Raw genomic sequence first — 25858 nt, 5'->3', positions numbered from 1 at the left:
TTAGTCATATTTAAGGTTTTTCATCCACAATTTACATCCGTAAGATCCAATCTGAAGGATCCAGTTTATCCATGTTTTTATAGATAAGGAAATAGAGTGTTGTTTTACCTGAACTGCTGCTGGTAGCAACTTCTCCTATATCCTGACCCAGAGAAACAACATCTCCCTTATTAACATATACCTTGGAAAGATTGTTATAAATGGTAAGATAATCTCCGTGCCTTACCATTACGGCTTTATTTGCACCTTTTACGGCCTGGACTTCACTTACTGTTCCTCCAAAAACCGCCCGTGCTTTTCCACCTTTATCGGTTTCAATACGCACGCCGTTGCTGTTTATGCTTATTGATTTCACAACCGGGTGCGGTTGCGTTCCAAATCGGGTAGTGACAACACCAGATCGAACCGGCCATGGAAGTTTCCCTTTATTGCTTGCAAAATTTGCCGCAAGCGCTTTTGCTTCTGGGGTTAATTCATAAACATCCCGGGAGGTTGAACCGCTTTCCTTATTGGCAGCAGCGATGGAAGCCCTTATAATTTCATCAATTTGTTTATCTATCGCGCTGATCTCCTGCTGTTTTTTCTTGATTTGCGATGCAAACTGACCCTCCTTTTGTCTTATACTTTTTATAAGAACCTGTTGAGATTGTCGGTTTTTCCCTAATTGTGCCCGGGTTTCCCTATTTTCAGCAATTAAGATATCCTTTGTTTTTTTCTGCTTGATCAAACTTGCGTTCAGCTCCTGCATTTCTACTGTACGAAGCTTTATTTCGTCTCCTTGCTGTTTTCTATAGTTCGCGTACTGTTTCATGTATTGAAGCCTCTTGTAGGCCTGTAAGAAGCTTTCAGAAGACAATAAAAACATCACCCTGCTTTGCTGGGATTTACTCTTAAAAGATTTTTCGATCATTTGAGCATAATCTTCCTTTAATTTCTCCAGTTCCTTCCGTAGACTCTGAATTTTATTCGTGTTAGAATTAATATCGCGCGTAAGCAAATTCGCCTGTTGGTTGGTAACCTTTATCAAATTTTCTGTAGTTCTTATTTGGCGGTCCAGGTCCTCCACTTCGGTTAAAACGGATTTTTCCTTGTTTTTATTTGAAGTTCTTAAACTGTTGATCCTTTGAATTTCTTCCCGAAGTTCCAGACGGCGTTCTTCCAAATCCTCACGACTGGTTTGCGAATACACTGAAATATTCCCGGTATAGAGAACAACCAGAAGAAATAAGAGCGAAATACTGTTTTTGAACCTCATTATTCTATAGCGATTTCATCATAACCTGAAGGAATTTCAAAAGGGAAACTCACCGGGTCGTTAAAAGTTACCGATTTAAAGGAGATCTCTATCTGGGTACCACTTCCCTGGCTATTGGCCACGATCCTAATCTCCTCCGGAATAGTTCTTCCATTCACCCTTTGGTATTTTGGATAGGTAACGGTCACGTTTCTGTTTTCCTTCTCCTGGGATAATTGCTGGGCGATTGTCTTAAAACTTTTGGAATCAAGCAGGAAAATTTTTTTGATGATCCCCAATTCCAGTAAAGGTACCAATTGATATCCCTGAATGGATTCGGTTAATTTATAACGGTCTGACCTTAGATCATATATGGCCTGTCCAGTTAACAAATTCTGCAATTTATCAAAGTCCAAAGGAGTTCCCAGCCACTTGCTGAGCAATCTGTAATCTCCGTCAAAATAGGTTTTGTTTATCTTCTCGTAGTAACTCACCCTATCCCTGGTGATAATGGCCTTTGCCAATGGAATTCCGAGTAATTGAGCACTCATCCAGATCACACTATCTTTTTGCATCCTAAAACTCACCGTAACCGATTGTGAACGGTCTTCATCCTGATATTTCAGGCGTAACCGGCTGTTCATGGTTTTAAAATCGGCTTCGTTGCTATAGTGCATTGCAACAACTTTTGCGGTTGCTGTATCTTCAATTTCAACAGGTTCTTTCCTGCTCTTACAGGAAATAATCAATAAACATATACTCAGTAGGGTGAATGCTTTCTTATACATTTAATTCTGACTTTTTTTAATTTCTGCCGCCTTCTCGTTGAATTCTATCGCTTTTTCAGCGTTTCCAAGTCCGGTGTAGGTTATAGACAATTGATCATAGAATTCGGCGGTCATTATTTGATTATCTATTAAATAATCTAGGCCAAATGTAAGTATTTCCGCTGCTTCTGTAAATTCCTTTTTCTTATTTAACGCAGCACCCTTAATGAGGTACAGGATTGGTTGGGCAGGGAAAATTTCTATGGCCTTATCACTTAATTTTAGAGCATTATCAAGTTTTGAAAGATCCAGTTGCAATAGCAATGTATTCCGCAAAAGATCAAAATTGTCAAGGTTTTTTTCAATGCCCAGTTCAAAATACCCGAGCGCTTTTTCCTTCTGGTTTTTTTTAAGATAATATTCCCCGAATCTTTGATAGATCTCCGGACTACTTTCAGATTTTGAAAACATTTCAGCAACTTCCAGTAATTCATCCTCATATGAAGGATTTTCATTTACAAACAGCAAAAAGTCATTCAAAACCTTAAACTTCGACTCGGGATCAATTTCTTCAGCCTCCAGGATAAGTTTCATGGAATTCAGAGCTGCCTTTGTTTCTCCTGAATCCAGATGAAATTTATACAAAGCCAGATGAACCACTTTTGAAGTAGGAAATATTTTTTCCATATTTTTAGCGGTTTCAAAAGCTTCTTTCTGCATATCCTGCTCACTGTAAACAAATATCAGGTTGAGATAATTCCTTTCATTTTCAGGATTAAGTTTTATCGCATCCAGTAAAACCTGAATTTGCGCCGGAGTATTATCGGTAAGTGCATAAATTTGCTGTCTAAGACCTGTTCTGTATTCTGTTAAACCAAGTTCAGAATCCAATTTATCCAGCAAGCTTAATAAGGCATCATACTGTTTGCTTTCAAATAAAATATCGGCCAGATTTTCATTGTATTTTGAATTAAAAGGAAGCAATTTTTCAGCTATCAAAATAGCCTGTTCATAATCCCTAGCATCATGAAAGGCATCCATCAATTCCACCAGCACCCATTCCTGATTGGGCTTTAATCTATTGGCCTTTTGCAAACTGGGAATAGCCTGTTCGTACTTTTCAAGTGCATTGTAATTCTTTCCAAGCTCAAAATGAATTACAGCATTCTCAGGTTGCAAGCTTTCGCATTTCTGAAGAGCAACAATCGCTTTTTCGTAATTCTCGATAGCTTTTTGCTTTAAGGCTTCAAAAAAATATTCCTGAAATTCGTCGGTTACAGTTCCCAGATCATCTACATTAACATCCTGAGCAGGAGTTTCAATCTCCTGTGCAATTGCTTCGGAAGAAAATAAAATCCCCAAAAACATCAGTATAACTATGTAGACCTTCTTTTTCACTCTTTTTCATTATTAACGCTCAACCAAGGGGACCAAAATGTGGTTATTTATTCCAACACCGAATAATCTCCAATGCTAATACTGGTAAAATCACCATTAAATTTAGCATAACTCCCAATCATTGCATTGTCCAGGTTTGCATTTTTTATGTCAGAAAAATTCTGAATTAAACTGTTTTTTATAGTGGAATCCTTTACCACACAACCATCTCCAATGGAAACATTTGGACCTATCTTCGCATTTTCCAAAACCACATTTTCGCCTATGTAACAAGGTTCCGTAATTTCAGAATTTGTGATCTTAACAGAATCTGATATCAGCTTTTCACCGTCCTGATGCAAAAATTTCAGGATCCTTCCATTGGTTTCTACGGTAACGTCTTTATTTCCGCAGTCCATCCATGCGTCTACCTTTCCGGGAACAAAAATCAAGCCTTTTTGCTTCATCGCCTCAATTCCGTCATTGATCTGGTATTCCCCGCCACGAATAATATTTTCATCCAATACGGTTTGTAATTCCTCCTTTAGAACGGAAACATCTTTAAAATAATAAATTCCTATCACAGCAAGGTCTGAAACAAATTCTTCCGGTTTTTCAACAAGATCTGTAATTTGGTTCTTTTCATTTAGTTTCACCACGCCATAGGCATTGGGATTTTCCACCTGTTTCACCCAGATAACACTATCGGCATCTTTATCGAGTGAGAAATCTGCTTTAAAAAGTGTATCGGCATACGCGATAACTGCGGGACCCTCAAGAGAATCCTTGGCACACATGATCGCGTGACCGGTTCCCAAAGGTTTATCCTGGTAATAAATACTGGCTTTTGCGCCAAGACTTTCTGCGATCCTAATAAGGTCTTTTTCAACTTTTTCACCAAAATCGACTCCAATAATAAATGCGACTTCCTCAATTTTTTCATCCAGTACTTTTGCGATATCTTCCACCAAACGATGAACGATAGGCTTTCCGGCTATGGGAATTAAAGGTTTTGGAACAGTTAAGGTATGAGGGCGAAGTCGTGAACCACGACCCGCCATAGGTACAATTATTTTCATAATAAAGTAGTATTGAGTATTGAGTAGTTAGAATTTAGATATTAGATTTGTGTCAACTTAATTGTTTATTATCTATATTCTTTCTTCTGTTTTTTATATTATTGTTTAATAAATTTATTATTTGGTTCCGGTGCTGCCGAAGCCGCCGGCTCCTCTTTGGGTTTCTTCAAGTTCTTCGACTTGTATCCATTCTGACCGTTCGTGTTTTGCAATTACCAACTGTGCCACGCGTTCTCCATTTTCAATGGTGAAATTTTCGTTGGACAGATTTACAAGAATAACGCCAATTTCTCCCCTGTAATCTGCATCTATAGTGCCAGGTGAATTGAGCACTGTTATTCCTTTTTTTGCAGCGAGTCCGCTTCGGGGCCTTACCTGAGCTTCATAGCCCATAGGTAATTCTATAAACAAACCGGTTTTCACGATACTGCGTTCCAATGGTTTTAACGTAATTGCTTCTGAAATATTGGCTCTCAAATCCATGCCTGCAGAAGCTTCTGTTTCGTAATGTGGTAATTTATGAGAAGACTTATTGATTATTTTTATTTTCATTTTAATATATTTTTTTGAGTTATAAACGTAATAATACTAATGTTAGGGCTTGTATTTAAATACGTTGAACATCATTAAAATTGCCTCTAACACATGAATAATAAATTATTGGAAGCCTTTAGACATTCTTTTTTCGTAGCTCCTTCTTACCATCAAGGCAGGATTGATGTTCGCTTTCTTAACAACCCAGCATTGAAATAATTATTGATGACTGATGTGAAATTATCTATTATAAAAAATCATCATCAAAATCACCATCAAAATCTTCGTCTTCCCCTCCCATAATTCCTTCTATGTCTTCAAGGTCAACATTTACATCCTCCACCTCAAATTCAATTGGATCAAATCTACCGCCCATCCATTCTAACATATCCTCATATTCAGGATGTTTTTTATTCGATATTATTTCCAAAAGATTGTAATACCCGTATAAACCTCCGCAATCTTCAGGAGGGCAAGCAAGTTTTCCTTTAATGCAAACAGGGTAATATGTATCCCGATCTAAAGGCAAGGTTTTTTCAACAACAATGGAATGAATCCATCCATCGCCAAAATCATATTCATAGGTAAAACTTTTAACCTCACCTTTTGAAAGCACTTCATCCAGGGTTATTTCGGTAGCGTCAATAACATCCGAGCTAACAGATAGCGGATCATCAAAATCTTCATCTATAATTCCAATTCGGTAATTCCCGATCTTAAATTCATATAAATGAAAATTCCCCCAACCCATCGCTATTTGAATGGTATAATGCAATTCATAAAAAGAGATCGAACTTTTCACCAAAACCCGTCTCCAGATGGGAGGCTTAGAATTTTTTAAAGAAATCTTAAGTTGTACCGCCATTTCGTCCATACTTCAATATTTTAATGATTGATGATTTTTTTGAAATCCTTCCGTTCATTTATAAAGACAAACATTAAGAACAAAACTACAAAAGCAGTTCCTACAAAATAATTTCCCCTGAAAAAATTAAAGGAAATCACTGCAAATCCTATTGAGATAAACAGGTACAAAAATATGTTTTTAATATCATAGGGAACCGGATAATATTTTCTTCCCAGGTAATATGAAACAAGCATCATTGTGCCATAGGCAGCGAGTGTTGTATAGGCCGATGCCATAAAACCGATCATGGGAATAAGCCATAAATTAAGGCCAATGGTAATTATGGCACCAATTATAGATATATACATCCCAAGTTTTGTCCTATCGGTTAATTTGTACCAAACCGAAAGGTTGTGATAAATCCCCAGGAATAAATTGGCCAACAAAATAACGGGTACAATTGAAATGGTAACCCAATAATCAGGATTTGGAACGATAAGCATCTTGAATAAATCCAAAAATACAACCATAACAATAAAGATCAAACTTCCCAGGATCACAAAATAGTTGAGAATATTGGCATAGGTTTGTTTTGCATTTTCCTGTTTTGCCTGGTTAAAAAAGAAAGGTTCTGCCCCTAACCGGAAAGCCTGGACAAAAATGGTCATAAAAATAGCGAGTTTGTAACAGGCAGCATAGGCTCCCATAATTTCATCTGAAACCATTTCCTTCAAAAGGATCTTATCCAGCATTTCATTGATCACAAATGCTATCCCGGCAACCATAATGGGCCAGCCATATTTCCACATTTGTTTGAAAATGTCGCTGCTAAATGCAATACTTGTTCTGAAAAAATATGGCAACAAGATCAGGAAAGTCGCACCGCTGGCGATTAAATTTGCAAGAAAAATATACTGGACTTTGTCGGTTTCAGAATAGTTATTTAAAATGAAATCGGGAATTAGTGAAGTATGCTTTGGTATAAGCCATAGAAAGTAAAAATTCACCAAGACCACCAAAACAATATTAAAGATCTTAACGGCTGCAAATTTCAGTGGCCTGTTGGAGGCCCTTAAAAATGCAAATGGCACCACCACTAATGTATCCAGGGCTAAAATTCCCAAAAGCATATTGAAATAATCCGGATTGAGGTCCACCAAACCTATTATGTGATCCCTAAGTATAAAAACAACAAAAAAGAAAATTACGGTTGTTAGCGTAAGACTTATAAATGCAGTGGAAAAAACCAGATTCTTCTTCTCCGATTGACTAAAATACCTAAAAAAAGCTGTTTCCATACCATAGGTCAGGATCACATTAAAAAATGCGGCCCAGACATAAAAAGTGGTATTTACCGAATATCCAACCGTGGATAGCGCCGTAACATGCAAAGGCACAAGAATGAAATTCATGAGCCTTGGCAATACTGTTGCGAAACCGTAAATGATGGTATCCTGAAAAAAACGTTTTAAGGTGCTCAAAAGGGGGTTCGTTTAAGGTATAAATATCTTAATTAATCGGTTAATTCCGGCCTGCATAAACGCTTATTTGTAAATACTATTCTTTTGAACCCTCTTTTATCCCCGTAATTTTATAATATTTCTTTTTATTATTTTCCTTAAAAACAATTACAGCTTCATCTTCCTTTAGCTCAAAAGGAACTTTAACAGGCATTTGAGGCATCTTATTGGCATATTCTTCCGCGGGGTCCGAACTCATGATAAGATCTTGCTTTCCTGTATTAAAATGAGCGTTATAAATACTTTTATTCTCTGGATCTTGTTGCAGCGCCGACTTCATTCCGCGGAAATATACGCTGTCAAGACTAATCCTGTTAGGCTGAATAGCTTTAACCGGAATAAAGAGTTGTAACGAATTGGCGGTTGAAGTAAAATAAGGTTGATCGAATTGAGCGGGCGATCGCTCCTGAAGTTCCTTATTACTTCCACAACTGCTTAACAAAACTGCAGCAAATACGGTACTAAATACGAGATAGAAATATTTCATAGTAAAATTTTTATAATAGTTAATTTATCTAAAACAAAATGAATGCCAAAAGAAAACCCCGGCACTTCTGCAGGGGTTTTCGGTATAATTTATACTTCTATTGTTTTAATTGTAATAAGATCTTTAGTTATTCAACGCTTCAGCATTTGAAAATTTTACTCCGCTATCGCTGCGTCTAATTGTTCAAAGCCTCGGCTCCACCAACAATTTCTAAAATTTCATTGGTAATGGAAGCCTGACGGGCCTTATTGTACGATAATTTAAGGGAATCCCTTAATTCGGTAGCATTATCTGTAGCCTTATGCATTGCTGTCATACGCGCTCCGTGTTCTGATGCAAGGGAATCACTCATCGCCTTAAAAAGCTGCATTTTCAAAGATTTTGGGATCAAATCCCGAACGATCTCTACTTTTGTTGGCTCAAAGATATAATCCAGGGTGACATTTTTATCCGTAACAAATTTCTCGATAGGTAAAAATTGCTCTTTGGTTATGATTTGAGTTGCGGCATTTTTGAACTGGTTGTAAACAAATACGATCTCATCATATGTTCCTTTCAAAAACAATTCCATCAATTCTTCTGCGATTACAGCAACATGCTCATAGTCCAAATTGTCGTAGATGGCATTGTTGGCTTCAGAAATAGTGAAACCTTTTTTCAATACATCGCTTGCCTTTTTACCAATAGTGTAAAGGCTAACATTTTTATCGCTGTATTTTTCAGCAGCGATTTGTCTAACTCCCTTTACAATATTATTATTAAATGCACCAGCCAGACCCCGATTTGAGGAAATAGCAACGATCAGGACATTTTTCACCTCGCGCTGCTCAGCATACTTACTGCTGGTATCATCATCCAGAGTTGCGCTTAAACTTTGAAGCAGTTCTGTTAACTTTTCAGAATAAGGACGCATTTGGGTAATGGAATCCTGGGCCTTGCTCAACTTTGCGGCCGACACCATTTTCATAGCGCTGGTGATTTTCATCGTTGATGAAACCGATGTTATCCTGCTGCGTAATTCTTTTAAGTTTGCCATTTTTTATAGAATTGAGTATTAAGCACCAGCTTTAAAACCGTTGCTCAATACTTTATAAATCCATTTTTTAAATACAAGCCCAGGTTCCTGAAAACCTGGTTATTTGTACTCAATACTAGTTCTTGAATTTTGCTGAAAGCTCTTTTGCCGCATTGGTAAGAGTTTCAGTAATTTCGTCTGTCCATTTTCCAGATTTGATAGCGTCCAGAACATCACGGTGTTTCACGTTCAAATATTCCAGGTAATCTCTTTCAAAATCCTTAACTTTTTCAACAGGTACACTCCTAAGAAGGTTTTTTGCTCCGGCAAAAATTATTGCAACCTGATCCTCTACTGCATATGGGTCATTTTCAGCTTGCTTTAAAATCTCAACGTTACGCTTACCTCTTTCAATAACATTCAGCGTTGCAGCATCCAGATCAGATCCGAATTTAGCAAATGCTTCCAGTTCACGATATTGTGCCTGATCCAGTTTAAGGGTACCAGCCACTTTTTTCATCGGCTTAATTTGTGCATTACCTCCAACTCTTGATACAGAAATACCCACATCGATCGCAGGACGAACTCCCGAGTTAAACAGGTCTGTTGTTAAGAAAATTTGACCATCGGTAATCGAGATCACATTGGTTGGAATATATGCAGAAACGTCGGCAGCCTGAGTTTCAATAATTGGAAGTGCGGTTAAAGAACCTCCTCCTTTTACTTTTCCTTTCATCCAATCCGGAAGATCATTCATTTGCCCTGCAATCTCATCGTTATTAATGATCTTTGCAGCACGTTCCAGAAGTCTGGAGTGCAAAAAGAAAACATCACCAGGATAGGCTTCACGTCCCGGAGGACGACGTAATAAAAGGGAAACCTCACGGTAAGCTACCGCTTGTTTCGATAAATCATCATACACAATTAGCGCAGGACGACCGGTATCTCTAAAATATTCCCCGATTGCAGCTCCTGCAAATGGTGCATAAACCTGCATTGGAGCAGGATCTGATGCATTTGCAGCAACAATGGTAGTATATGCCAAAGCACCTTTATCCTCCAATACCTTCACAATTCCTGCAACGGTAGAAGCTTTCTGGCCAATGGCAACATAGATACAATACACGGGTTTTCCGGCATCGTAAAATTCTTTCTGATTCAAAATAGTATCGATACAAACAGCTGTTTTCCCTGTTTGACGGTCACCAATTACCAATTCCCTTTGACCTCTTCCAACCGGTACCATCGCATCAATAGCTTTGATTCCTGTTTGCATAGGTTCGGTTACTGGTTGACGGTAGATAACACCAGGAGCTTTACGTTCCAATGGCATCTCGAAAGTTTCTCCTTCAATAGGTCCTTTTCCGTCGATAGGAGTTCCAAGAGTATCTATTACCCTTCCTGAAATTCCTTCCCCAACTTTTATAGAGGCAATACGTTGGGTTCTTTTTGCTATAGATCCTTCCTTTATCTCCTTGGAATGTCCTAAAAGCACTACCCCAACATTATCTTCTTCAAGGTTAAGAACAAGTCCTTCCAAACCACTTTCAAATTCTACCAATTCCCCATATTGAGCATTGGCTAAACCATAGATACGGGCGATACCATCACCAACCGTAAGCACAGTTCCCACTTCATCTAAAGAAGCTTTTGCTTCAAAACCTGAAAGCTGTTTTTTTAATATTGCTGAAACTTCAGCTGGATTTACTTCGGCCATAATTATTTAGAATAAAATTGGTACGCATTGCGCACCTGTTTTAATTTAATTTTGAAATATATGTGTTGTTTTTAAACTCCCTTTTCAGGTTACTTAGATTTTTAGCTACACTTGCATTGTATTGCAAATCTCCTATTCTAAGGATAAAACCTCCAATAATAGATGGATCCACAATGTTATCTATAGTTGCACCGCTTCCGGTAAGTTCTTTTGCCTTATTCAGTATTTTTTCCTCCAGTGCTGTATCCAATGGAATTGCAGTTGTTACGGTTGCCACCTGAATGTGGTTCATCTCATTATACAATAAAGTATATTTTTGAGCAACTGCCTTTAAAATAGCGATCCGGTTATTTTCTATAAGAATATCAAAAGCACCCAATGTAACAGCATGGACATCACTAAAGATCTCCTTTAAAACATTCTTTTTTATGCCACCTTTAATCACAGGACTTGAAAGTGCATCCTGAAGATCCTCACTACCAATAATAGTTTTAAAAATCTTTTGCATATCGCCATTGACAACATCTGCAGCATTTTGATCTTTTGCAAGATCTAAAATCGCGTTTGCATATCTTTGAGAAACTCTGGTTCCTTTCATCTGTTTATAATATTGTTTTAGCGGTCATATGTAATTCGCATATCTTCATTGGTATTTGTACCAAGTTTCCGTTATGCTCATTTCATAACTCTAATTTAGCGTAACATCATCCAACATCGTTTCAACAAGCTTTCGTTGCTTATCCTTATTGGATAATTCTTCACGAACAACTTTTTCGGCGATCTCAATAGACAAACTGGCAACCTGATTTTTAATATCAGCCATTGCAGCGTTCTTCTCATTTTGAATCGTGATTTGAGCCTGACCAACGATATGATTTGCTTTTTCCTGAGCCTCTGCTCCGGCATCGGCAATCATTTTATCCTTTATCTCTCTGGCTTCTCTTAGAAGGGCATCCCGTTCAACCCTTGCCTGCTTCAACAATTTCTCATTATCGGCTTTCAAATTCTGCATTTCCTTTTTTGCATTTTCAGCAGAGGACAATGCGTCATTTATAGAATCTTCACGGCTCTTAACAGCACCAAGAATTGGTTTCCAGGCAAATTTTGCCATAAGGATGATCAATACTAAAAAGACGATGGTTTGCCAAAAGAACAAGCCAATTTCAGGAGTAATTAAATCCATAATGATTGTTATATATAATTCTTTTTAATTCAAAATAACATTAAAACCTACTCGTAACCAACCGTTACGAGCAGGTTCTTAAAACTTAAGACTAAGCCGGTACTGTAAGTACTCCTAGCAAAGCAGCAACTACTCCAAAAAGGGCAACACCCTCTACAAGTGCAGCAGCAATAATCATAGCAGTTTGGATTTTTCCAGAAGCTTCTGGCTGGCGAGCGATAGCATCCATTGCAGATCCACCAATTCTACCAACACCAATAGCAGCTCCAATAACTGCAAGACCAGCTCCTAATGCGGCAAGTCCAATGTGTAAATACTCCATAGTAATAAAATTAAAAATTAAAAATTAATGATGCTCATGTTCCGCAACCGCCATCCCTATGAACAGGGCAGACAGCATTGTAAAAATGAACGCTTGAAGGAATGCAACCAGCAATTCCAAAACGGTTATGAACAATGCAAATGGCACCGAAATTCCGGCAACTCCTGCACTTTCCAATATAAAAATAAGTCCTAATAAACTTAGAATAATAATATGACCTGCGGTGATGTTTGCAAACAAACGAATCATTAAGGCAATAGGCTTAATAATTAAGCCCATAACTTCTACGACCGCCAAAATAGGCTTCACAAAAGTAGGTATTCCCGGCATCCAAAAGGTATGTTTCCAGAATTCCCTGTTCCCGTTAGCTATTATTAATACCAGGGTAAACAGACCAAGCGATACTGTAACAGCAATATTTCCGGTAACGTTTGCAGCCCCTGGAAGTAAACCTAAAAGATTCGTGATCCAGATAAAGAAGAATACCGTTAAAAGAAAAGGCATAAACTTCATATATTTTTTCTCCCCAATTTGCGGTCGGGCAATATCGTCGCGTACAAATATAACCAAGGCTTCCATGGCATTGTTGAAACCAGATGGTGCTTTGGTGTTGTTTTTATGGTAGCGGGCAAGTGAAAAGAAGAATAACAGCATTAAAATTACTGTTAAGAACATTGCTGCAACATTTTTAGTAATAGAAAAATCCCAGGGTTTGCTTGCATTTACCGCATTATGATCATCATCAAAATTAATAGCGGTAGCCCCTTCATCAAGCTTATATATTTTTTCGTGGTAATTCACGAATTGCATTCCATCTTTTTCCACTATATACTCACCTTCTGTATCATGGTGAAATTCACTGGACATAAATGAAACCATTCCATTATCAGTAAATAGAATTACAGGGAGCGGAAGGGTAAAAGAATTCTCTCCAGATCCAAAAAAATGCCATCCATGTGAGTCGCCAATATGATGCATAATCATATCGGTAGCATTGAATTTTTCTGCTGCTTCTTTAATTTTACTGCCTTCTTCCTGAGAAAAAGAAAACAAAGGAATCAAAGCCAGTGCAAAAACCACTATAATCTTAAAAGATTTTTGTGCTATCATAGTTCTGTTAAACTTAATAAATGGGTGCTCAAAATTTCCGTGCAAAGGTATACTTTTAATTTTTATCTAAAAGCTAACATTTCATTTTTTTGATTCGATTCATGCTTTTTTGATGGCTTTGAAACCCAAATAGTTATTTGGAATTTATTAGGCGGACCGCATAAATAGTTTCAAAAATCAAATAAAGAAAATAGGGGATAAAAAAGGAAAGCAAATTTATAAACCGAAACTCTTGATTTTTTAATAACATAGGCAGTAAAAAAAGCACCGCAGCAAGCATTTTCAACAGACTTCCCCCCATAAAGGCAAAACCGGTATTGTCCCTAAAATTCTTATGTATTAAAACCATTACTATAAAAATAATGGAAGTTGCTAAAATATGAAAAGAGTAAATTGTCCAGATACTGTAATAAAATACGATGTCCTTCAGAAGAAAATTCACCACCAGGTATTGGATTACAAATAAAACGATGGAAAATGGAATAAATATTTTTAAAAAATCAAGTAATTTTTGCGTCATATGTAATATTAATTGTTTTTTTATTGGTCTCCGGAGCAATTCGCATCTCCCTGAACACTGGCAGGCGGGTTCATTTGTGTATGCATCAAGTTTCCGATATGCTCATTTTATAGTTCTTTTAATCTTCCTTGCTCATTTTCATTACCCTTCTTATCACCATGTATAATGCGATAAACACCCCAAAAAGGGAAACTCCAATTGTAAATCCTGAAAAATCATTTGGAAATTTTTTATCCAGCCAAATTCCAAGCAAAACGCTTGCTGTTATTATAATCCCCATTTGAAATGCAATGTTTATAAATTCAAGGTATTTATCAAGCGGAGCGTTCGTTTTGTTTTTGTTCATCTTTTTTGACGTTTTTTAAAGCGCCTTTCATCTCGCAGGATGCGTTAAAGGCCGCTCCTGGTTCTATCGCAAGTTTCCCGGCAATCACTTCCCCTTCAATAATTGCGGAAGATCTTAGGGTAAGGGTTTCATGAATAATTAACTTACCCAAAAATTTTCCTTCAAAATCTGCATTCTGGCAATCTAAATTACCTTGTATAAATCCACCTTTGCTTATTACTACTTTCCCTGACGTTTTCAGGGTTCCTTTTAAAGTCCCTTCTATTCTAAATCCTCCTTTGGCTTCAATATCACCGGTAATTATTGTTCCTGCAGAGATCCGGTTTTGCTCTTTACTGATTTCATTCGTGAACTTTGATTTTTTCTGATTTGAAAACATAAAATTTGGGTTTACTGTTTTTCTTTTAATTCAATATAAGCTTCTAAATTTTTATGAAGCTGAACAATTCTATAATTATCTGAAGAAATAATCACAGGTGTTTTACTAATATCATATTTTTTGTTAATCCTCAATAGCTCTGCAAATCCTTCTGCTTTGTTCCTATCTTCAATTTTATGTGCCACTACAAAAATACTGTCTGTAGCATACACATCTACCGAAGTTGAGAGTTTGGAGTACCCTAAGTCTGCCATGGCAAGTTCAATTTTTTCTTTCAGTTTAAGTGCTTCCGGTTCTTCCTTTTTATTAAAAGTATAGAGCAATTTGAGGTTGTTTTCATCGGTTAACTTAAATTCTTTATTTGCCAGTTTTGGAAGCGATGTATTATAGAGTTCCTGCGCTTTTTTTCCGGATTCTGTTTGAGGATAACTGGTAGCAACCTTTAACAGAGCTTCTTTATAGGCTTCAAATCCAAATAAACGGCCTGTTGCCATCGCCTTAAGCAGACTTATTTTTGGTAAAATATCTTCATCCTGGTACTTTTCCAAATAACCTTCACTTTGCTCTAATACCTCCACATAGTTGCCTTCTTCAAATAAACGGAAAAGTTCAAGATATTTATCTTCAACCTCATCATTAAGTTTTACAGCCAGGCCAGGATTTCTAATACTGGCAGCATATCTTGAATCGCCATAGTTTTGTAAAACCAACTGTTTGTATTTTTCAGCTTCGGAAAGGTTTCCCTCTTCCAGATAGATTTGATATAAATAATAGGTGGACGGAGCCACCAATCTTTCCTCGAATGTAAAACCAAGTAAAGCCTGAAATTTTTCCAAAGCCAATTCATTTTCACCGAATTTCCCCTTGTATATCAATCCTAACCGGTAATAAGCATCATTTCGCTGGGCAGCCAGACTGTCTATTATTCTAGGTTCCCGGGGGACTTGTTCCAGATATGTTTGTGGGTCAAATTGCGGGTTGTTGGCAATTATAAGGCTTGAAACATCATCCAGCTCTTCCGCACTAAAACTTTTGGCATCCCCCGAGTCCAGGCGCCAATTGTCCTTTAGTTCTCTGCTGCCCCAGGTTTGTAAAAAATCCCGCATTCCATTGGCTACTCTTACTGGATTATAAAAATAAAACGTATTACTTCCTGCATTGGGCCCTTCCAAAGCAGGCGGCATTCCCGGTCCGGTTGGAATTCGTGCAATTGGTACCTGTTCCGGGATATTTCCCTTTTTAGCTTCTGCAATTGCTGCCTGCTTTAAAGATTCCGTATAGGAAGAGAAAAAATTAAGTCTTTCTTCATCGCTCATAGCAACAAGTCTCAGGATACTGTCATTTTTTTCGGCAATTTCTTCAAATAGAATCACTTCCTGAAGATTGTCGCGCTTCCGTTTTATAAAAAAATAATCCCTGGTATGGGTTGGTATTTTGGTAAGTGTACTGTCATAGTACTTTCCCGCAAGCCTGTAATCGGAATTTTCAAAATAGATATTCCCCAAAGTTTCATAGTTTACAGACTGGAGAAAAGTATCATTTGAAGATGCCTTGAGCGATTTATTGTAATAGTTTGCCGCAAGACTTATCGAGTCCAGATATTTGTAATATTCGGCGAACTGAAAATAGATCTTATCCAGAAAAGGCCTGTTTTCACGATCGTCCTCCAGTTCTTTTAACTGTTCATAGAGCCCTAGGTGATCCTGTTGAGAAAAATTAAAGTTCCTGAGCTTTCCTAGTTCTGCATGAATCAAATATTCCCTTGGGATTTTTCGGTTTAATTCCGTGACTTTTTCAAAGGCAAAATTGGCACTATCTTTTTTTTGTAAATGATTATATAGCTGCCCTTCTATAAAGTGATACCTGCCTTTTTCTGCGTCTTTTTTTGTAAAAACGGCCGCTTTTTTTATTGGAACCACAGCACTATCCAAAGACCCCCTATTGATATATGCCTGGGCCAGCATCGCATTTGCATCTGCAAGATCCTGATCGTTCAGGGTTTCGGCTTTAAGGATCTTTTTCAGATTTTTAATGGCCAAACTGGTGTTTTGTAACCGGATATTGGTTTTTTCTCTCCATATCTGGGCGTGATTAATGGTATTTCCTGCGGGATATTTAAAAAGAATGTAATTGAAAGCCTCCAGTGCCGGGATAAACCGCTGGTCATAATACCTGGCTTTTCCCAGTAAAAGATAGGCTTCATCTATTTGTGGATTTTTCTCCCTTCCCCCAATAAGCATGGAATGCTTTTGAATCGCTTTGGTGGCTTTTACTTCTGCAGCCCGAAAGAGTTCGTTTCTATTTGCGCCAGGAAGGACAATCTCTTCAGAAAACTGCATGCGCTCCACCGGAAGTATTTCCCAGAAATTTTCATTGTAAGAACTGGCAACCTGTTCTTTTCCCTGTTCCAGCGCAAGATTGCCGTTGTAGAGCGTATTAAACTCTGTATTTACGGCATGCCAGTTCCTGTTGATGAAGGTGTCCTTTTTTCGGGAACATCCCGAGACCACTATCACCAGAATAAGACATAAAGCGCTGAAGGTAATTCTATTCAAAATCAATACGTTCTTGATTAATAAATAACTGAAATATTAAGTATTTAGTATTCAAAAATACGTTTCTTTTTCTTACTGAAATAGAAATGCTATATCTCTACGGTTTGACCTCCTGAAAAATAAGTTTCCAGTTCCTTCAAAGTAGCTTCCGAAGTGATGATGTCTTTTACAAGGATTCCTTTATCCATAACAACTATGCGTTCACAAACTTCGGTAATATGGATAAGGTCATGACTGGATATTAAAAAAGTAGTGTCCTGGGAAGCACCTAATTCCCTGATAATTTTTTTGAGTCTTATTTGGGTGGTAGGATCAAGATTGGCAAAAGGTTCATCAAGAATGACCACTTTAGGATTTCCGATAAGTGCTGCCACAATTCCCACTTTTTTCTGATTCCCTTTTGAAAGGTCCCTTAGATATTTGCGCTTTTTTAAAATTTCATCGTTAAAGAAGTCTTCAAAAGTGCTCAATAAAGCATCTACATCGGCTTTATTTTGCTGTCTTAAATCGCCAATAAAATAAAAATATTCTTCCGGGGTAAGGTAACCTATAAGGAAACTTTCATCTATAAAAGAAGATGTAAAAGCTTTCCAGGCTTCACTCTGGCTAACGGTGATCTCATTGTTAAAAATATTCCCGGTAGTAGGTTGAATCAAATCCAGTAAAAGACTGAAAAAGGTGGTTTTTCCTGCTCCGTTATTTCCTACCAGACCAAAACTTTGCCCGGTAGGAATATCCAGATGTTCTATGTTTAAAACAGTGGTTCCGTTATATATTTTTTTGAGGTTTGTTGCGGTTATCATAAGCTGTTTTATTTTATTTTAATCGCCCTGTTGTTTGAATCCTTCGATCATAGCATATTTATTCCTTTTATAAATTTGTGCGATGGAATCTATAAGCCTGCTTCTTAAAATGAGCCCCAGGACACCTAACCCAAATAAGAAAAGCATTCCACTTTCATATGAAATAAATTTATAAAAAATCCAGAACAGAAATACAGGAATCACCATTAGAGGAATTCCTACCAGCCATTGCGCTGCACCCGCTCCCTGGTAATTCATGAACGGACTTTTATCAAGATCTATTCGTTTTCGGTTAAAAGATCCGGCGTATAGCAAAATTGGAATGTTAACTCCAATATTGTAGATGGCGCAAATAATATTCAGCAAAAATATCCTCCATCCAAAATAAGCATACGGTGTAGCTAAAATCGCCAGCGCAACAACACTAAAGGTTATCAATCCGGCTTTTGCGGTTAAATATCTGTTCATCGGGATATTTTGAGCCATGATCATTGGATAATAATTGGAATCCCAGGCGGGAATAAATTGGCCAAAGTTGATCATGAACATCCCTGTGATAAAAATACCTACAAACACAAAGCTCCAGGGTAGATCCTGGTAAGTATCCTGAGTGTAAAAGAACAATCCATATCCAAGGAAAAGAATGGACATATAAATAGATGTTTTGGGTCGTTTATTTCTCCAAATCAATTTCAAATCCTGCTGAAGGTAGGGTGCGATATCCCCAAACCTGCGTGTCCATAAAAACTCGCGGGTATTTATGATTTTGGTTTGTTCCTTTAAAGTGGTATCCAGGTAAAATTTGCTTTCAAGATTTTTACGATTCCAAAGGTACAGCACTACAAATAACAAAATTGGAATAATAGCGATAAATGGATAGAAAAGGATCTCATTTAAACCTTTTCCAAACCACACACTGATCTCGAAAATTTTAAAATAATCAAGAATTGCTAAACCTGAAAAAACAACCAAAACCGGAATCAACGCCTTTAAGTTTTCTGTAAATCTCTTTTTGATGATGAAATTGGCATAATTCACACAAAAGGTAAACCCTGCCATCCCAATCATCCAGGCAAGAACAGGGCCTGTTGCAAATTGCTCCTTATAAATATTGAAGATACCAAATGGGATGATTACCATTAAAGGCAGAAAGTTAAAGAAGGAATAAAGGGATTTCAGCAACACAAAATTCACCACTTTTCGTTTTTTTATCGGTAATATTAAAAGTGGTTTGATGTTTAAAACCGGGAGGGTTTGTAATAAAAACCGGTATGCCAGTTCAACCAAAAGCCAAACCAATACAAACCTGTTTATTACAAAAAGCGGTGTTTCTCCAGGAAAATATTTTTCTACAAGCGGATACAGGCCAATACCAAATAATAAGAAGATCGCTGTGAAATAGATACCTAAAAAGATCATCAGTATTTTTAGGCCAATGCTCTTGCCCATGCTTGCCGACCGGAAAAAAGATTTCCATTCCAGCGAGATTAAACGCTTAAACATATATTCTGAAGTTTTTATACAAGTGTTGAAATTTACGCATTTGTTACAATTAAAAAACTTTAAGTCTTTGTATTTTTGCGTACAAATATGAGATGATGAATAAATTTTATGCGTTAAAGATAAAAGAAATTATCCGCGAAACTCCGGAGGCCGTAAGTTTATCCTTCGACATTCCTCAGGACTTAAAGGACAAATTTAACTATAAAGCAGGGCAGTATGTTACCATTAAAACAGTTATTGACGGCAAGGAAATAAGAAGAGCTTATTCCCTTTGTTCCTCGCCGCACACCCACGAATTTAAAGTCACCGTTAAGGAGGTTCCGGGAGGGCTTTTTTCAGGACTGGCAAATAATAAATTAAAAGCCGGCGATATCCTGGAAGTTCATCCACCAGAAGGCAAATTTATCTTTGAACCGGGGGTCATTCCACAAAATTATGCGGCTTTTGCTGCAGGGAGCGGTATTACACCGGTTTTATCAATTATTAAAACCGTTTTAATACGGGAGCCGGAGAGCAAATTTGTATTGGTATACGGAAATAAATCCCTGGACGAAACCATATTTTTCAAGGAATTGCTGGAGCTTCAAATAAAACATCCGGAAAGGTTGTTTATTGAGTTTATCTATAGCCAAACAAGGGAAGAAAACGCACAATTTGGGAGAATAGAAACCAGTACTGTTAATTACGTTCTCAAAAATAAATTTAAGGGCACCAGCTTTAAAACCTTTTTCCTGTGTGGCCCCGAACCAATGATAAATAGTGTTACTGAAATATTAAAACAAAACGGTATTTCTGAAAAACATATCTTATTTGAACTTTTCACGGCGAAGGAAGATGATGAAGTGACAATTGCAACCGAAGGAGAAGTAGCGCTTAACATTATGGTCGATGATGAGGATTTCGCCTTGACTATGGACAGCAAAAAAACAGTTCTGGAAGTAGCTTTAGATAATGATATTGATGTTCCTTATTCCTGCCAGGGCGGAATTTGTAGCAGTTGTATTGCCAGGATCACAGAAGGAACAGCCGTAATGCGCAAGAATCAAATATTAACCGACAGCGAGATCGCTGAAGGATTGATCCTAACCTGCCAGGCGCAACCCACATCGCCGGTTTTAAAGGTAGATTATGATGATGTTTAGGAGCCCAGCCCCGAAGGGGGAGCTTTTCTTTTTCTAAATAACTATTGAAGTAGCCCCTTTTCGGGGTTTGTATAAACAAGGAAGATCCTGGCAAGCCAGGATCTTCCTTGTTTATAATAATTCTCATATTTTTTTAATTCCCCCTCGGGGGTTAGAGAGCCTTTAATTTATCAATCACTTTTTGTGGTGAAATAGTTCGCATTACATCCTCATAACCCTCCGGGACTTTGTTGCCATAAACCGATGTTGGTATTTTTGAATATTTATTGAGATCCGGAAGTAAATTGTTTTCCGGGGGTTGATTAAATGCTGAAAAACCTGCATACGGATGGGTTACTCCCCAAAGTGTAATTACCGGAATCCCGTATATGGCTGCCAAATGTGCATTCCCGCTGTCCATGGAAAGCATCACATCGAGATTGGAAATCAATGCCAGTTCTTCCTCAAACGAAAGTTTTCCAGCTATAGAAACCACATTTTTAAATGGTTTGGCTAACTCCTCCAGTTTTTCGGTTTCCGATTTCCCTCCTCCAAATAGGAAAATCTCTGCTTTCCCTTCTCTATCGATCTCCCTGATCACTCTTTCCATAAGATCCAATGGATATACTTTTGAATCGTGTTGTGCAAAAGGGGCAATTCCAATCCATTTAAGAACATTTATCCCTGTTATATCCAGGGTTTTAGGCGAAAGTTTCTGTTTTGAGGGAAACGAAGGTTTTTTTAAATTCACGGGGTATCCCAATTCCGACAAAACATCGGCATAACGTTGATGCGTGGATTTCAGCTGTTTCAAAACCTTGTCATTTTCAGCAGTTAAGGCCTTTTTTTCCTCTCTTCCCTTATCTATTTGCTTCACCGGGATTCGGTACAAATAAAAAATATACCTCAACACATTGCTTCGTAAAACATCGTGTAAGTCTGCCACGGCATCTATTTCAAGTTCCTTCAGTTCTTTCGCCAATCTGCAAAGACCAACGAATCCGTGGTGTATCCCGGATAGATCGGCTTCATAAACGTCCACATTTGAAATATCCTTAAACATGGGCGCGAAAAATCTACGGGTAAGCAGGGTGATCTTTAGGTTGGGATAAGTAGCAGTTAAAATTCGTAGAACTGGCACCAACATAGCAACATCTCCCATTGCAGAAAGACGGATTACCAGAATATGTGCTGCCTCCTCTAACTTAGGCTTATCATACAAAGGATGAGAGAAGTCTTCGAATTTAGAGGTGCGGCGGGCCATTTTTTATTTTTTACGTAAAACGGGATTCAATTCATCATCATTATACATCTTCATTTGCTTATAAACTTTCATATATTTACCTCCCCTGGAAATTGCTTCAAGCAATTGGTCGATAGCTTTAGAAAGATCTGCACGTTGTTCCAATAAAACATCAAGCTTAGCTTTGCATTTCATCCGGTGTTCCTGCGAGGCATCTTCCCTGTTTGCCTCTTCCTCCATATGATAGATCTTAAGTGCCAATATAGAAAGGCGATCTACTCCCCAGGCCGGACTTTCGGTATTGATGGTCGCTTGTTCTTTGGGAGTTACATCCTTGTATTTTTCCAGGAAATAACTATCAATATATTCAACGGTATCTGTACGATCCTGATTGGAAGCATCAATTTTTCTTTTCAATTTTAAAGCCGCGACCGGATCTATGTTGGGATCCCGGATTATATCCTCATAATGCCATTGTACGGTATCTATCCAGCATTTTCTGTATAATAAATGTTCCAGAAGTTCATTTTCTTGATCATACGGATTATTAAACTCCTGGTTAACTGTATTTATCTCGTGATATTTTTCAATTACTTCCTTAAATATACGATTTGCCTTAGTTGAAAACATGCTTATTGATTTTTTTCTAAAATGTGTAAATATTCTTTTGTGGCAGAAGCCGTGTGATTTCGGTTTTCGGTCTTATCTGCCTTAAAACGTTGATAATCTGTTGTAACAAGATCATATTTTCCCAATCCCTGCATTATTTCTCGAATCTCTGCTGCCGGCATTAATCCTTCATTGTTATAGCTTAAAAAAATGTACTTAAAACGGGCATTCTTCAGCAATGTTTCAAAGGAATTCTTCACCTGGGAAGTTTGGCAATATTCAGATCTGTAATAAGATCTCAAGCCAGTTTTCCCGCTGGGAACAAAGGTATCATATTTGGCGATAGTATTCAACAAATGGTAATTGGCGCCATATTGCCGGTTGTTGTAAGGTGGATCCAGGTACAGGATATCTCCCTCAATTTCCTTGATTAATTGATTGGCATCTTCCTGATAAACCCGATGTGGATTTTTGGTGAGCTCGAAATAGGCCGGAGCAATCTGCATTATTTTAGCTGCGGAAGGTTTTATCTTTTTTAAATATGCACCGTAAACCGAAGCAGTATTTGCAACTTTATCGGCACTTTCTATAAGGGAAGCCAACAGAAAATAATATAAATTGAGCCCAATTTCTTCTGAATTTTTCCAGGTTTCTATCTGAGATCTTGCAGCATCGATTTTTTGTCCGTTTTCAGAAGAAAAATAAAGTCGGCCGGCATCTCCTCCTTCCGAATAATTCTGAAAAATGAACCCTTTTATTCCTGAAAGTTCATTCAGAAATAATAAATAAGTCTCAAAATGGAGTTTTTGATGATTTCCTATGTAGTTTTTCAATAATGAAAAACTGTAAAATTCAACATCGTTGGCAATTACCTGTTTTACCGAAGTTTTAAAATTCCTGCCTACACTGCCGGTTCCTGCAAAAAGATCACAAAATACCATTCCGCTTAAATCCCCGGAAACCGCTTTTTCAACATTGGATTTTATAAATCCTGAAAGTTTATTTTTGGAGCCTATATAATTCATTTTACTGCCCGGATAATTTCAGCAAATTAAGATTTTTCAAAATAAAATAGGGATTAAAAATGGCATTAAGACCAGGCCAATTAATAGAATTTCCTTGAAGGTCCTTTCCCGCTTGCTTTCAAAATAATTGGATGCGATAATAGACAAGGGCACAAAGTAGAATATAAATTCACTCCCGTTTTTAACGGGCGAGAAAATTGCAACAGCAACAGAAACAAGTAATGTAAGAAAAACCAACGTATATGTTGGCCGGGAATTTATACTGGCTTTTTTTAACAATCCAAAATAGTGAAAAAGCGTCCAGAGCGATAAAGCCAGGATTATGCTGAGCGGAATTAATAAACCCGGATCGTTGTATGCCTGAAAATCGAAACTGCTTTCCTGAAACCAGGCTAGAAAACTGTAAAACTGATCGTAAAAAAGGATATGAAACGCAGTTACCAGTAATATCACCCCGAAAATAGCTACCGGTGGGACCAACCAGTTTTTAAAATAATTTGCAGTATACATTAAAATCCCGCTATAGACCACGATTAGGAATAAGATGGACCAGAAATAAAACAAAGATGCAATACAAACCCAGAAAGTTGCATCAAAAATTTTCTTCTGAATTTCTTTATGGGATTTTAAGCTTATGATTCTTCTCAAGGCCATTAAAACGCATAAATTGGCTACAATAACCTGATTATCTCTAAGGATTGGTAAAAATGAAGTTGAGAAAACGGCAAATAGTACGATCTTGAAAGCGCTTCTTTGAGTTAGTTCATTTTTTCTCGCAATAAAATCCAATACCCAAACCCCTATTATAAAACATACTAATATCCCTGTTTTCTTTGCTATAAGAGACACATTAAAACCTGTAAATAAGACTTCGTAATTTGCAAAAACGTAAAATAAAGCCATAACAACTATTACAGCTAAAAAATTTACCGGTTTTGATTTGCTAAAAAAGCTTGTTAGCATTGGGGTTTTTTCTATTTTTGTAAAATAATATAACAAAGTTATACAATGAAAGAATTTTTTGAAGGAATTGCATCTCTTTTTGAAGATGTTTTATTCATCCCTTTCGACTTGCTTAGAGATTTGGAATTAGAATCCTGGTTTCTCGCCAATTTTATGAATTGGATTTTTGTAGTTATTGCTTTTGTTGCTTTTCTCTTTTGGATGCTGCAACTTAAAAAATTCAATGACAATGATGAAGAGGACCGCGACCCAACTGCACATTCGTTTTTAGGATAGATCAAATCCTAAATCCTTTCTATAATACATCTTATCAAAATGAAGTTTATCTACATTTTGATAAGATTTTTTTAGTGCCTCTTTGTAATCGCTGCCAAAAGAAGTAACCGCCAGTACCCTGCCACCATTGGTAATGATCTTATCATTAAATTCTTTTGTTCCAGCATGAAAAACCAGCGAACCTTCCACATTTGCAATACCTGAAATTTCCTTCCCTTTTTCATAAGCTTCCGGATAACCTCCTGAAACGAGCATTACCGTTGCTGCGGTATTCCCGTCAATTTCAATTTCGGTTTCATTCAGGGTTTTTGAAGCGACCTTCTGAAACAATTCCACCAAATCTGACTTTATGCGGGGCAAAACAACTTCTGTTTCCGGATCCCCCATTCGTACATTGTACTCAATTACATAAGGTTCACCTTTTATCACCATTAACCCTATAAAAATAAAACCTTTATAATCTATTTTTTCCTTTTTAAGTCCTGCTACCGTTGGTTTTACAATGCGTTCCTCTATTTTTTGCATCAATTCATCATCTGCAAAAGGAACCGGGGATATCGCGCCCATTCCGCCGGTATTAAGGCCTGTATTTCCTTCCCCAATTCGTTTATAATCCTTTGCCGTGGGAAGCATTTTATAATGTTCCCCATCGGTTAAAACAAATACGCTTAATTCTATACCATCCAGGAATTCTTCAATAACAACTTTTTCTCCTGCGTTCCCAAACTTGCTTTCAAGCAGCATATTTTCCAGTTCCTTTTTGGCTTCTTCTAAATCTTCTAGGATTAAAACTCCCTTTCCACCTGCAAGACCATCGGCTTTCAATACGTAAGGCGCATTTAGGGTATCCAGAAAATCTTTTCCGGCCTGTAAACTTTCTGCAGTGAAACTTTGGTAAGCAGCAGTTGGTATTTTGTGCATGAACATAAACTCCTTTGCGCGTTCCTTGCTTCCTTCCAGAAGGGCTCCCCTTTTTGAAGGGCCTATTAAAGCAACGTCTTTCAACTCCGAATCCTCTGTGAAAAAATCTGAAATTCCCAGCACTAAAGGATCCTCTGGTCCAACTACTACCATTTTTATGGATTCTTTCAATACAAATTCCTTAATTGCATCAAAATTGGTTAGCTTCAAATTTATATTTTTACCAAACTGGGCTGTACCGGCATTTCCCGGCGCGATAAAGAGTTTGTCACATAATTCGCTTTGGGAAATTTTATATGCAAAAGCATGTTCCCGGCCACCGGCACCCAAAATTAAAATATTCATGGAGAAGTTATTTATTGTTCTTGCGCCAAAAATAATTGTTTGTAAATTGAAGCACTA

Annotated in this window: 27 protein-coding genes; 2 read left to right on the top strand and 25 right to left on the bottom strand. The window is 37.4% G+C overall.

The window, feature by feature from the left end:
- Window positions 1–31: 31 nt before the first annotated feature.
- From ACKGJN_RS03110 to ACKGJN_RS03015, 20 genes are all read right to left on the bottom strand, one after another.
- On the bottom strand, window positions 32–1255 hold the full coding sequence (locus ACKGJN_RS03110) for a murein hydrolase activator EnvC family protein (RefSeq protein ID WP_409537965.1): 1224 nt from the start codon (window positions 1253–1255) through the stop codon (window positions 32–34).
- Entirely contained in the window at window positions 1255–2022 is a 768-nt protein-coding gene (locus ACKGJN_RS03105; protein ID WP_409537964.1) for a DUF4292 domain-containing protein, read from the bottom strand. Before ACKGJN_RS03105 ends, ACKGJN_RS03110 begins: the two co-directional genes overlap by 1 nt.
- Window positions 2023–3399 carry a tetratricopeptide repeat protein gene (locus ACKGJN_RS03100; protein ID WP_409537963.1) on the bottom strand — a complete coding sequence of 459 codons (1377 nt, stop codon included), beginning with the start codon at window positions 3397–3399 and terminating at the stop codon, window positions 2023–2025. It abuts the gene before it with no gap.
- A 47-nt stretch (window positions 3400–3446) separates the two neighbouring features.
- Window positions 3447–4457 carry a sugar phosphate nucleotidyltransferase gene (locus ACKGJN_RS03095; RefSeq protein WP_409537962.1) on the bottom strand — a complete coding sequence of 337 codons (1011 nt, stop codon included), beginning with the start codon at window positions 4455–4457 and terminating at the stop codon, window positions 3447–3449.
- Between the two features lie 117 nt (window positions 4458–4574).
- The gene (dut, locus tag ACKGJN_RS03090) at window positions 4575–5009 is read right to left on the bottom strand and encodes a dUTP diphosphatase (protein WP_409537961.1); all 435 of its coding nucleotides are present in this window, start codon (window positions 5007–5009) and stop codon (window positions 4575–4577) included.
- 229 nt (window positions 5010–5238) lie between these two features.
- Window positions 5239–5865, bottom strand: a complete 627-nt coding sequence (locus ACKGJN_RS03085; protein WP_409537960.1) for a plasmid pRiA4b ORF-3 family protein — start codon at window positions 5863–5865, stop codon at window positions 5239–5241.
- Between the two features lie 11 nt (window positions 5866–5876).
- Window positions 5877–7319, bottom strand: coding sequence for an oligosaccharide flippase family protein (locus ACKGJN_RS03080; protein WP_409537959.1), 1443 nt, complete (start codon window positions 7317–7319; stop codon window positions 5877–5879).
- Window positions 7320–7395: 76 nt separating this feature from the next.
- Entirely contained in the window at window positions 7396–7845 is a 450-nt protein-coding gene (locus ACKGJN_RS03075; RefSeq protein ID WP_409537958.1) for a hypothetical protein, read from the bottom strand.
- 175 nt (window positions 7846–8020) lie between these two features.
- Window positions 8021–8881 carry an ATP synthase F1 subunit gamma gene (gene atpG / locus ACKGJN_RS03070; RefSeq protein ID WP_409537957.1) on the bottom strand — a complete coding sequence of 287 codons (861 nt, stop codon included), beginning with the start codon at window positions 8879–8881 and terminating at the stop codon, window positions 8021–8023.
- Window positions 8882–8996: 115 nt separating this feature from the next.
- Window positions 8997–10577, bottom strand: a complete 1581-nt coding sequence (gene atpA / locus ACKGJN_RS03065) for a F0F1 ATP synthase subunit alpha (RefSeq protein WP_409537956.1) — start codon at window positions 10575–10577, stop codon at window positions 8997–8999.
- Window positions 10578–10617: 40 nt separating this feature from the next.
- Window positions 10618–11175, bottom strand: a complete 558-nt coding sequence (gene atpH / locus ACKGJN_RS03060) for an ATP synthase F1 subunit delta (RefSeq protein WP_409537955.1) — start codon at window positions 11173–11175, stop codon at window positions 10618–10620.
- Window positions 11176–11265: 90 nt separating this feature from the next.
- Entirely contained in the window at window positions 11266–11760 is a 495-nt protein-coding gene (locus ACKGJN_RS03055) for a F0F1 ATP synthase subunit B (RefSeq protein WP_409537954.1), read from the bottom strand.
- A gap of 91 nt (window positions 11761–11851) precedes the next feature.
- Window positions 11852–12082 carry an ATP synthase F0 subunit C gene (gene atpE, locus ACKGJN_RS03050; RefSeq protein WP_006989078.1) on the bottom strand — a complete coding sequence of 77 codons (231 nt, stop codon included), beginning with the start codon at window positions 12080–12082 and terminating at the stop codon, window positions 11852–11854.
- 24 nt (window positions 12083–12106) lie between these two features.
- The gene (atpB, locus tag ACKGJN_RS03045; RefSeq protein WP_409537953.1) at window positions 12107–13192 is read right to left on the bottom strand and encodes a F0F1 ATP synthase subunit A; all 1086 of its coding nucleotides are present in this window, start codon (window positions 13190–13192) and stop codon (window positions 12107–12109) included.
- Between the two features lie 133 nt (window positions 13193–13325).
- Entirely contained in the window at window positions 13326–13712 is a 387-nt protein-coding gene (locus ACKGJN_RS03040) for a hypothetical protein (RefSeq protein ID WP_409537952.1), read from the bottom strand.
- 118 nt (window positions 13713–13830) lie between these two features.
- Window positions 13831–14058: an AtpZ/AtpI family protein gene (locus ACKGJN_RS03035; protein WP_409537951.1), complete on the bottom strand. Its 228-nt coding sequence runs from the start codon at window positions 14056–14058 to the stop codon at window positions 13831–13833.
- Window positions 14027–14437: a bactofilin family protein gene (locus ACKGJN_RS03030; RefSeq protein WP_409537950.1), complete on the bottom strand. Its 411-nt coding sequence runs from the start codon at window positions 14435–14437 to the stop codon at window positions 14027–14029. The genes ACKGJN_RS03035 and ACKGJN_RS03030 overlap by 32 nt, the downstream gene beginning before the upstream one ends.
- An 11-nt stretch (window positions 14438–14448) precedes the next feature.
- Window positions 14449–16992, bottom strand: a complete 2544-nt coding sequence (gene porW, locus ACKGJN_RS03025; protein WP_409537949.1) for a type IX secretion system periplasmic lipoprotein PorW/SprE — start codon at window positions 16990–16992, stop codon at window positions 14449–14451.
- 89 nt (window positions 16993–17081) lie between these two features.
- On the bottom strand, window positions 17082–17795 hold the full coding sequence (locus ACKGJN_RS03020) for an ABC transporter ATP-binding protein (protein WP_409537948.1): 714 nt from the start codon (window positions 17793–17795) through the stop codon (window positions 17082–17084).
- An 18-nt stretch (window positions 17796–17813) separates the two neighbouring features.
- Window positions 17814–19298 carry a DUF5687 family protein gene (locus ACKGJN_RS03015; protein ID WP_409537947.1) on the bottom strand — a complete coding sequence of 495 codons (1485 nt, stop codon included), beginning with the start codon at window positions 19296–19298 and terminating at the stop codon, window positions 17814–17816.
- A gap of 95 nt (window positions 19299–19393) precedes the next feature.
- Between ACKGJN_RS03015 and ACKGJN_RS03010 the strand changes: the two genes are divergently transcribed.
- Window positions 19394–20440, top strand: a complete 1047-nt coding sequence (locus tag ACKGJN_RS03010) for a 2Fe-2S iron-sulfur cluster-binding protein (protein WP_409538374.1) — start codon at window positions 19394–19396, stop codon at window positions 20438–20440.
- A gap of 151 nt (window positions 20441–20591) precedes the next feature.
- Here the strand turns inward: ACKGJN_RS03010 and ACKGJN_RS03005 are convergent, their stop codons facing one another.
- Genes ACKGJN_RS03005 through ACKGJN_RS02990 form a run of 4 tightly spaced genes read right to left on the bottom strand, consistent with a single transcriptional unit; the run spans window position 20592 to window position 24199 of the window.
- Window positions 20592–21683 (bottom strand): glycosyltransferase family 9 protein, encoded by a 1092-nt coding sequence (locus ACKGJN_RS03005; RefSeq protein WP_409537946.1) that lies wholly within the window; start codon window positions 21681–21683, stop codon window positions 20592–20594.
- A 3-nt stretch (window positions 21684–21686) separates the two neighbouring features.
- On the bottom strand, window positions 21687–22292 hold the full coding sequence (locus ACKGJN_RS03000; RefSeq protein ID WP_409537945.1) for a DUF4254 domain-containing protein: 606 nt from the start codon (window positions 22290–22292) through the stop codon (window positions 21687–21689).
- Window positions 22293–22294: 2 nt separating this feature from the next.
- Window positions 22295–23296, bottom strand: coding sequence for a DNA adenine methylase (locus ACKGJN_RS02995; protein WP_409537944.1), 1002 nt, complete (start codon window positions 23294–23296; stop codon window positions 22295–22297).
- A 36-nt stretch (window positions 23297–23332) separates the two neighbouring features.
- Entirely contained in the window at window positions 23333–24199 is an 867-nt protein-coding gene (locus ACKGJN_RS02990; protein ID WP_409537943.1) for a DUF6427 family protein, read from the bottom strand.
- Window positions 24200–24304: 105 nt separating this feature from the next.
- Between ACKGJN_RS02990 and ACKGJN_RS02985 the strand changes: the two genes are divergently transcribed.
- Complete coding sequence (locus ACKGJN_RS02985) at window positions 24305–24535, top strand: DUF6341 family protein (protein ID WP_409537942.1); 231 nt, start codon at window positions 24305–24307, stop codon at window positions 24533–24535.
- Here ACKGJN_RS02985 and purD read toward each other — a convergent pair.
- On the bottom strand, window positions 24527–25801 hold the full coding sequence (gene purD / locus ACKGJN_RS02980) for a phosphoribosylamine--glycine ligase (protein WP_409537941.1): 1275 nt from the start codon (window positions 25799–25801) through the stop codon (window positions 24527–24529). The two genes, ACKGJN_RS02985 and purD, sit on opposite strands and share 9 nt — an antisense overlap.
- Window positions 25802–25858 lie beyond the last annotated feature (57 nt).

This window comes from Gillisia xinjiangensis (genome assembly GCF_046298265.1).
In the GTDB taxonomy this organism is placed as follows: domain Bacteria; phylum Bacteroidota; class Bacteroidia; order Flavobacteriales; family Flavobacteriaceae; genus Gillisia; species Gillisia xinjiangensis.
The sequence above is the reverse complement of the archived record's forward strand: the minus strand, read 5'-3'. Positions and strand labels throughout refer to the sequence as shown.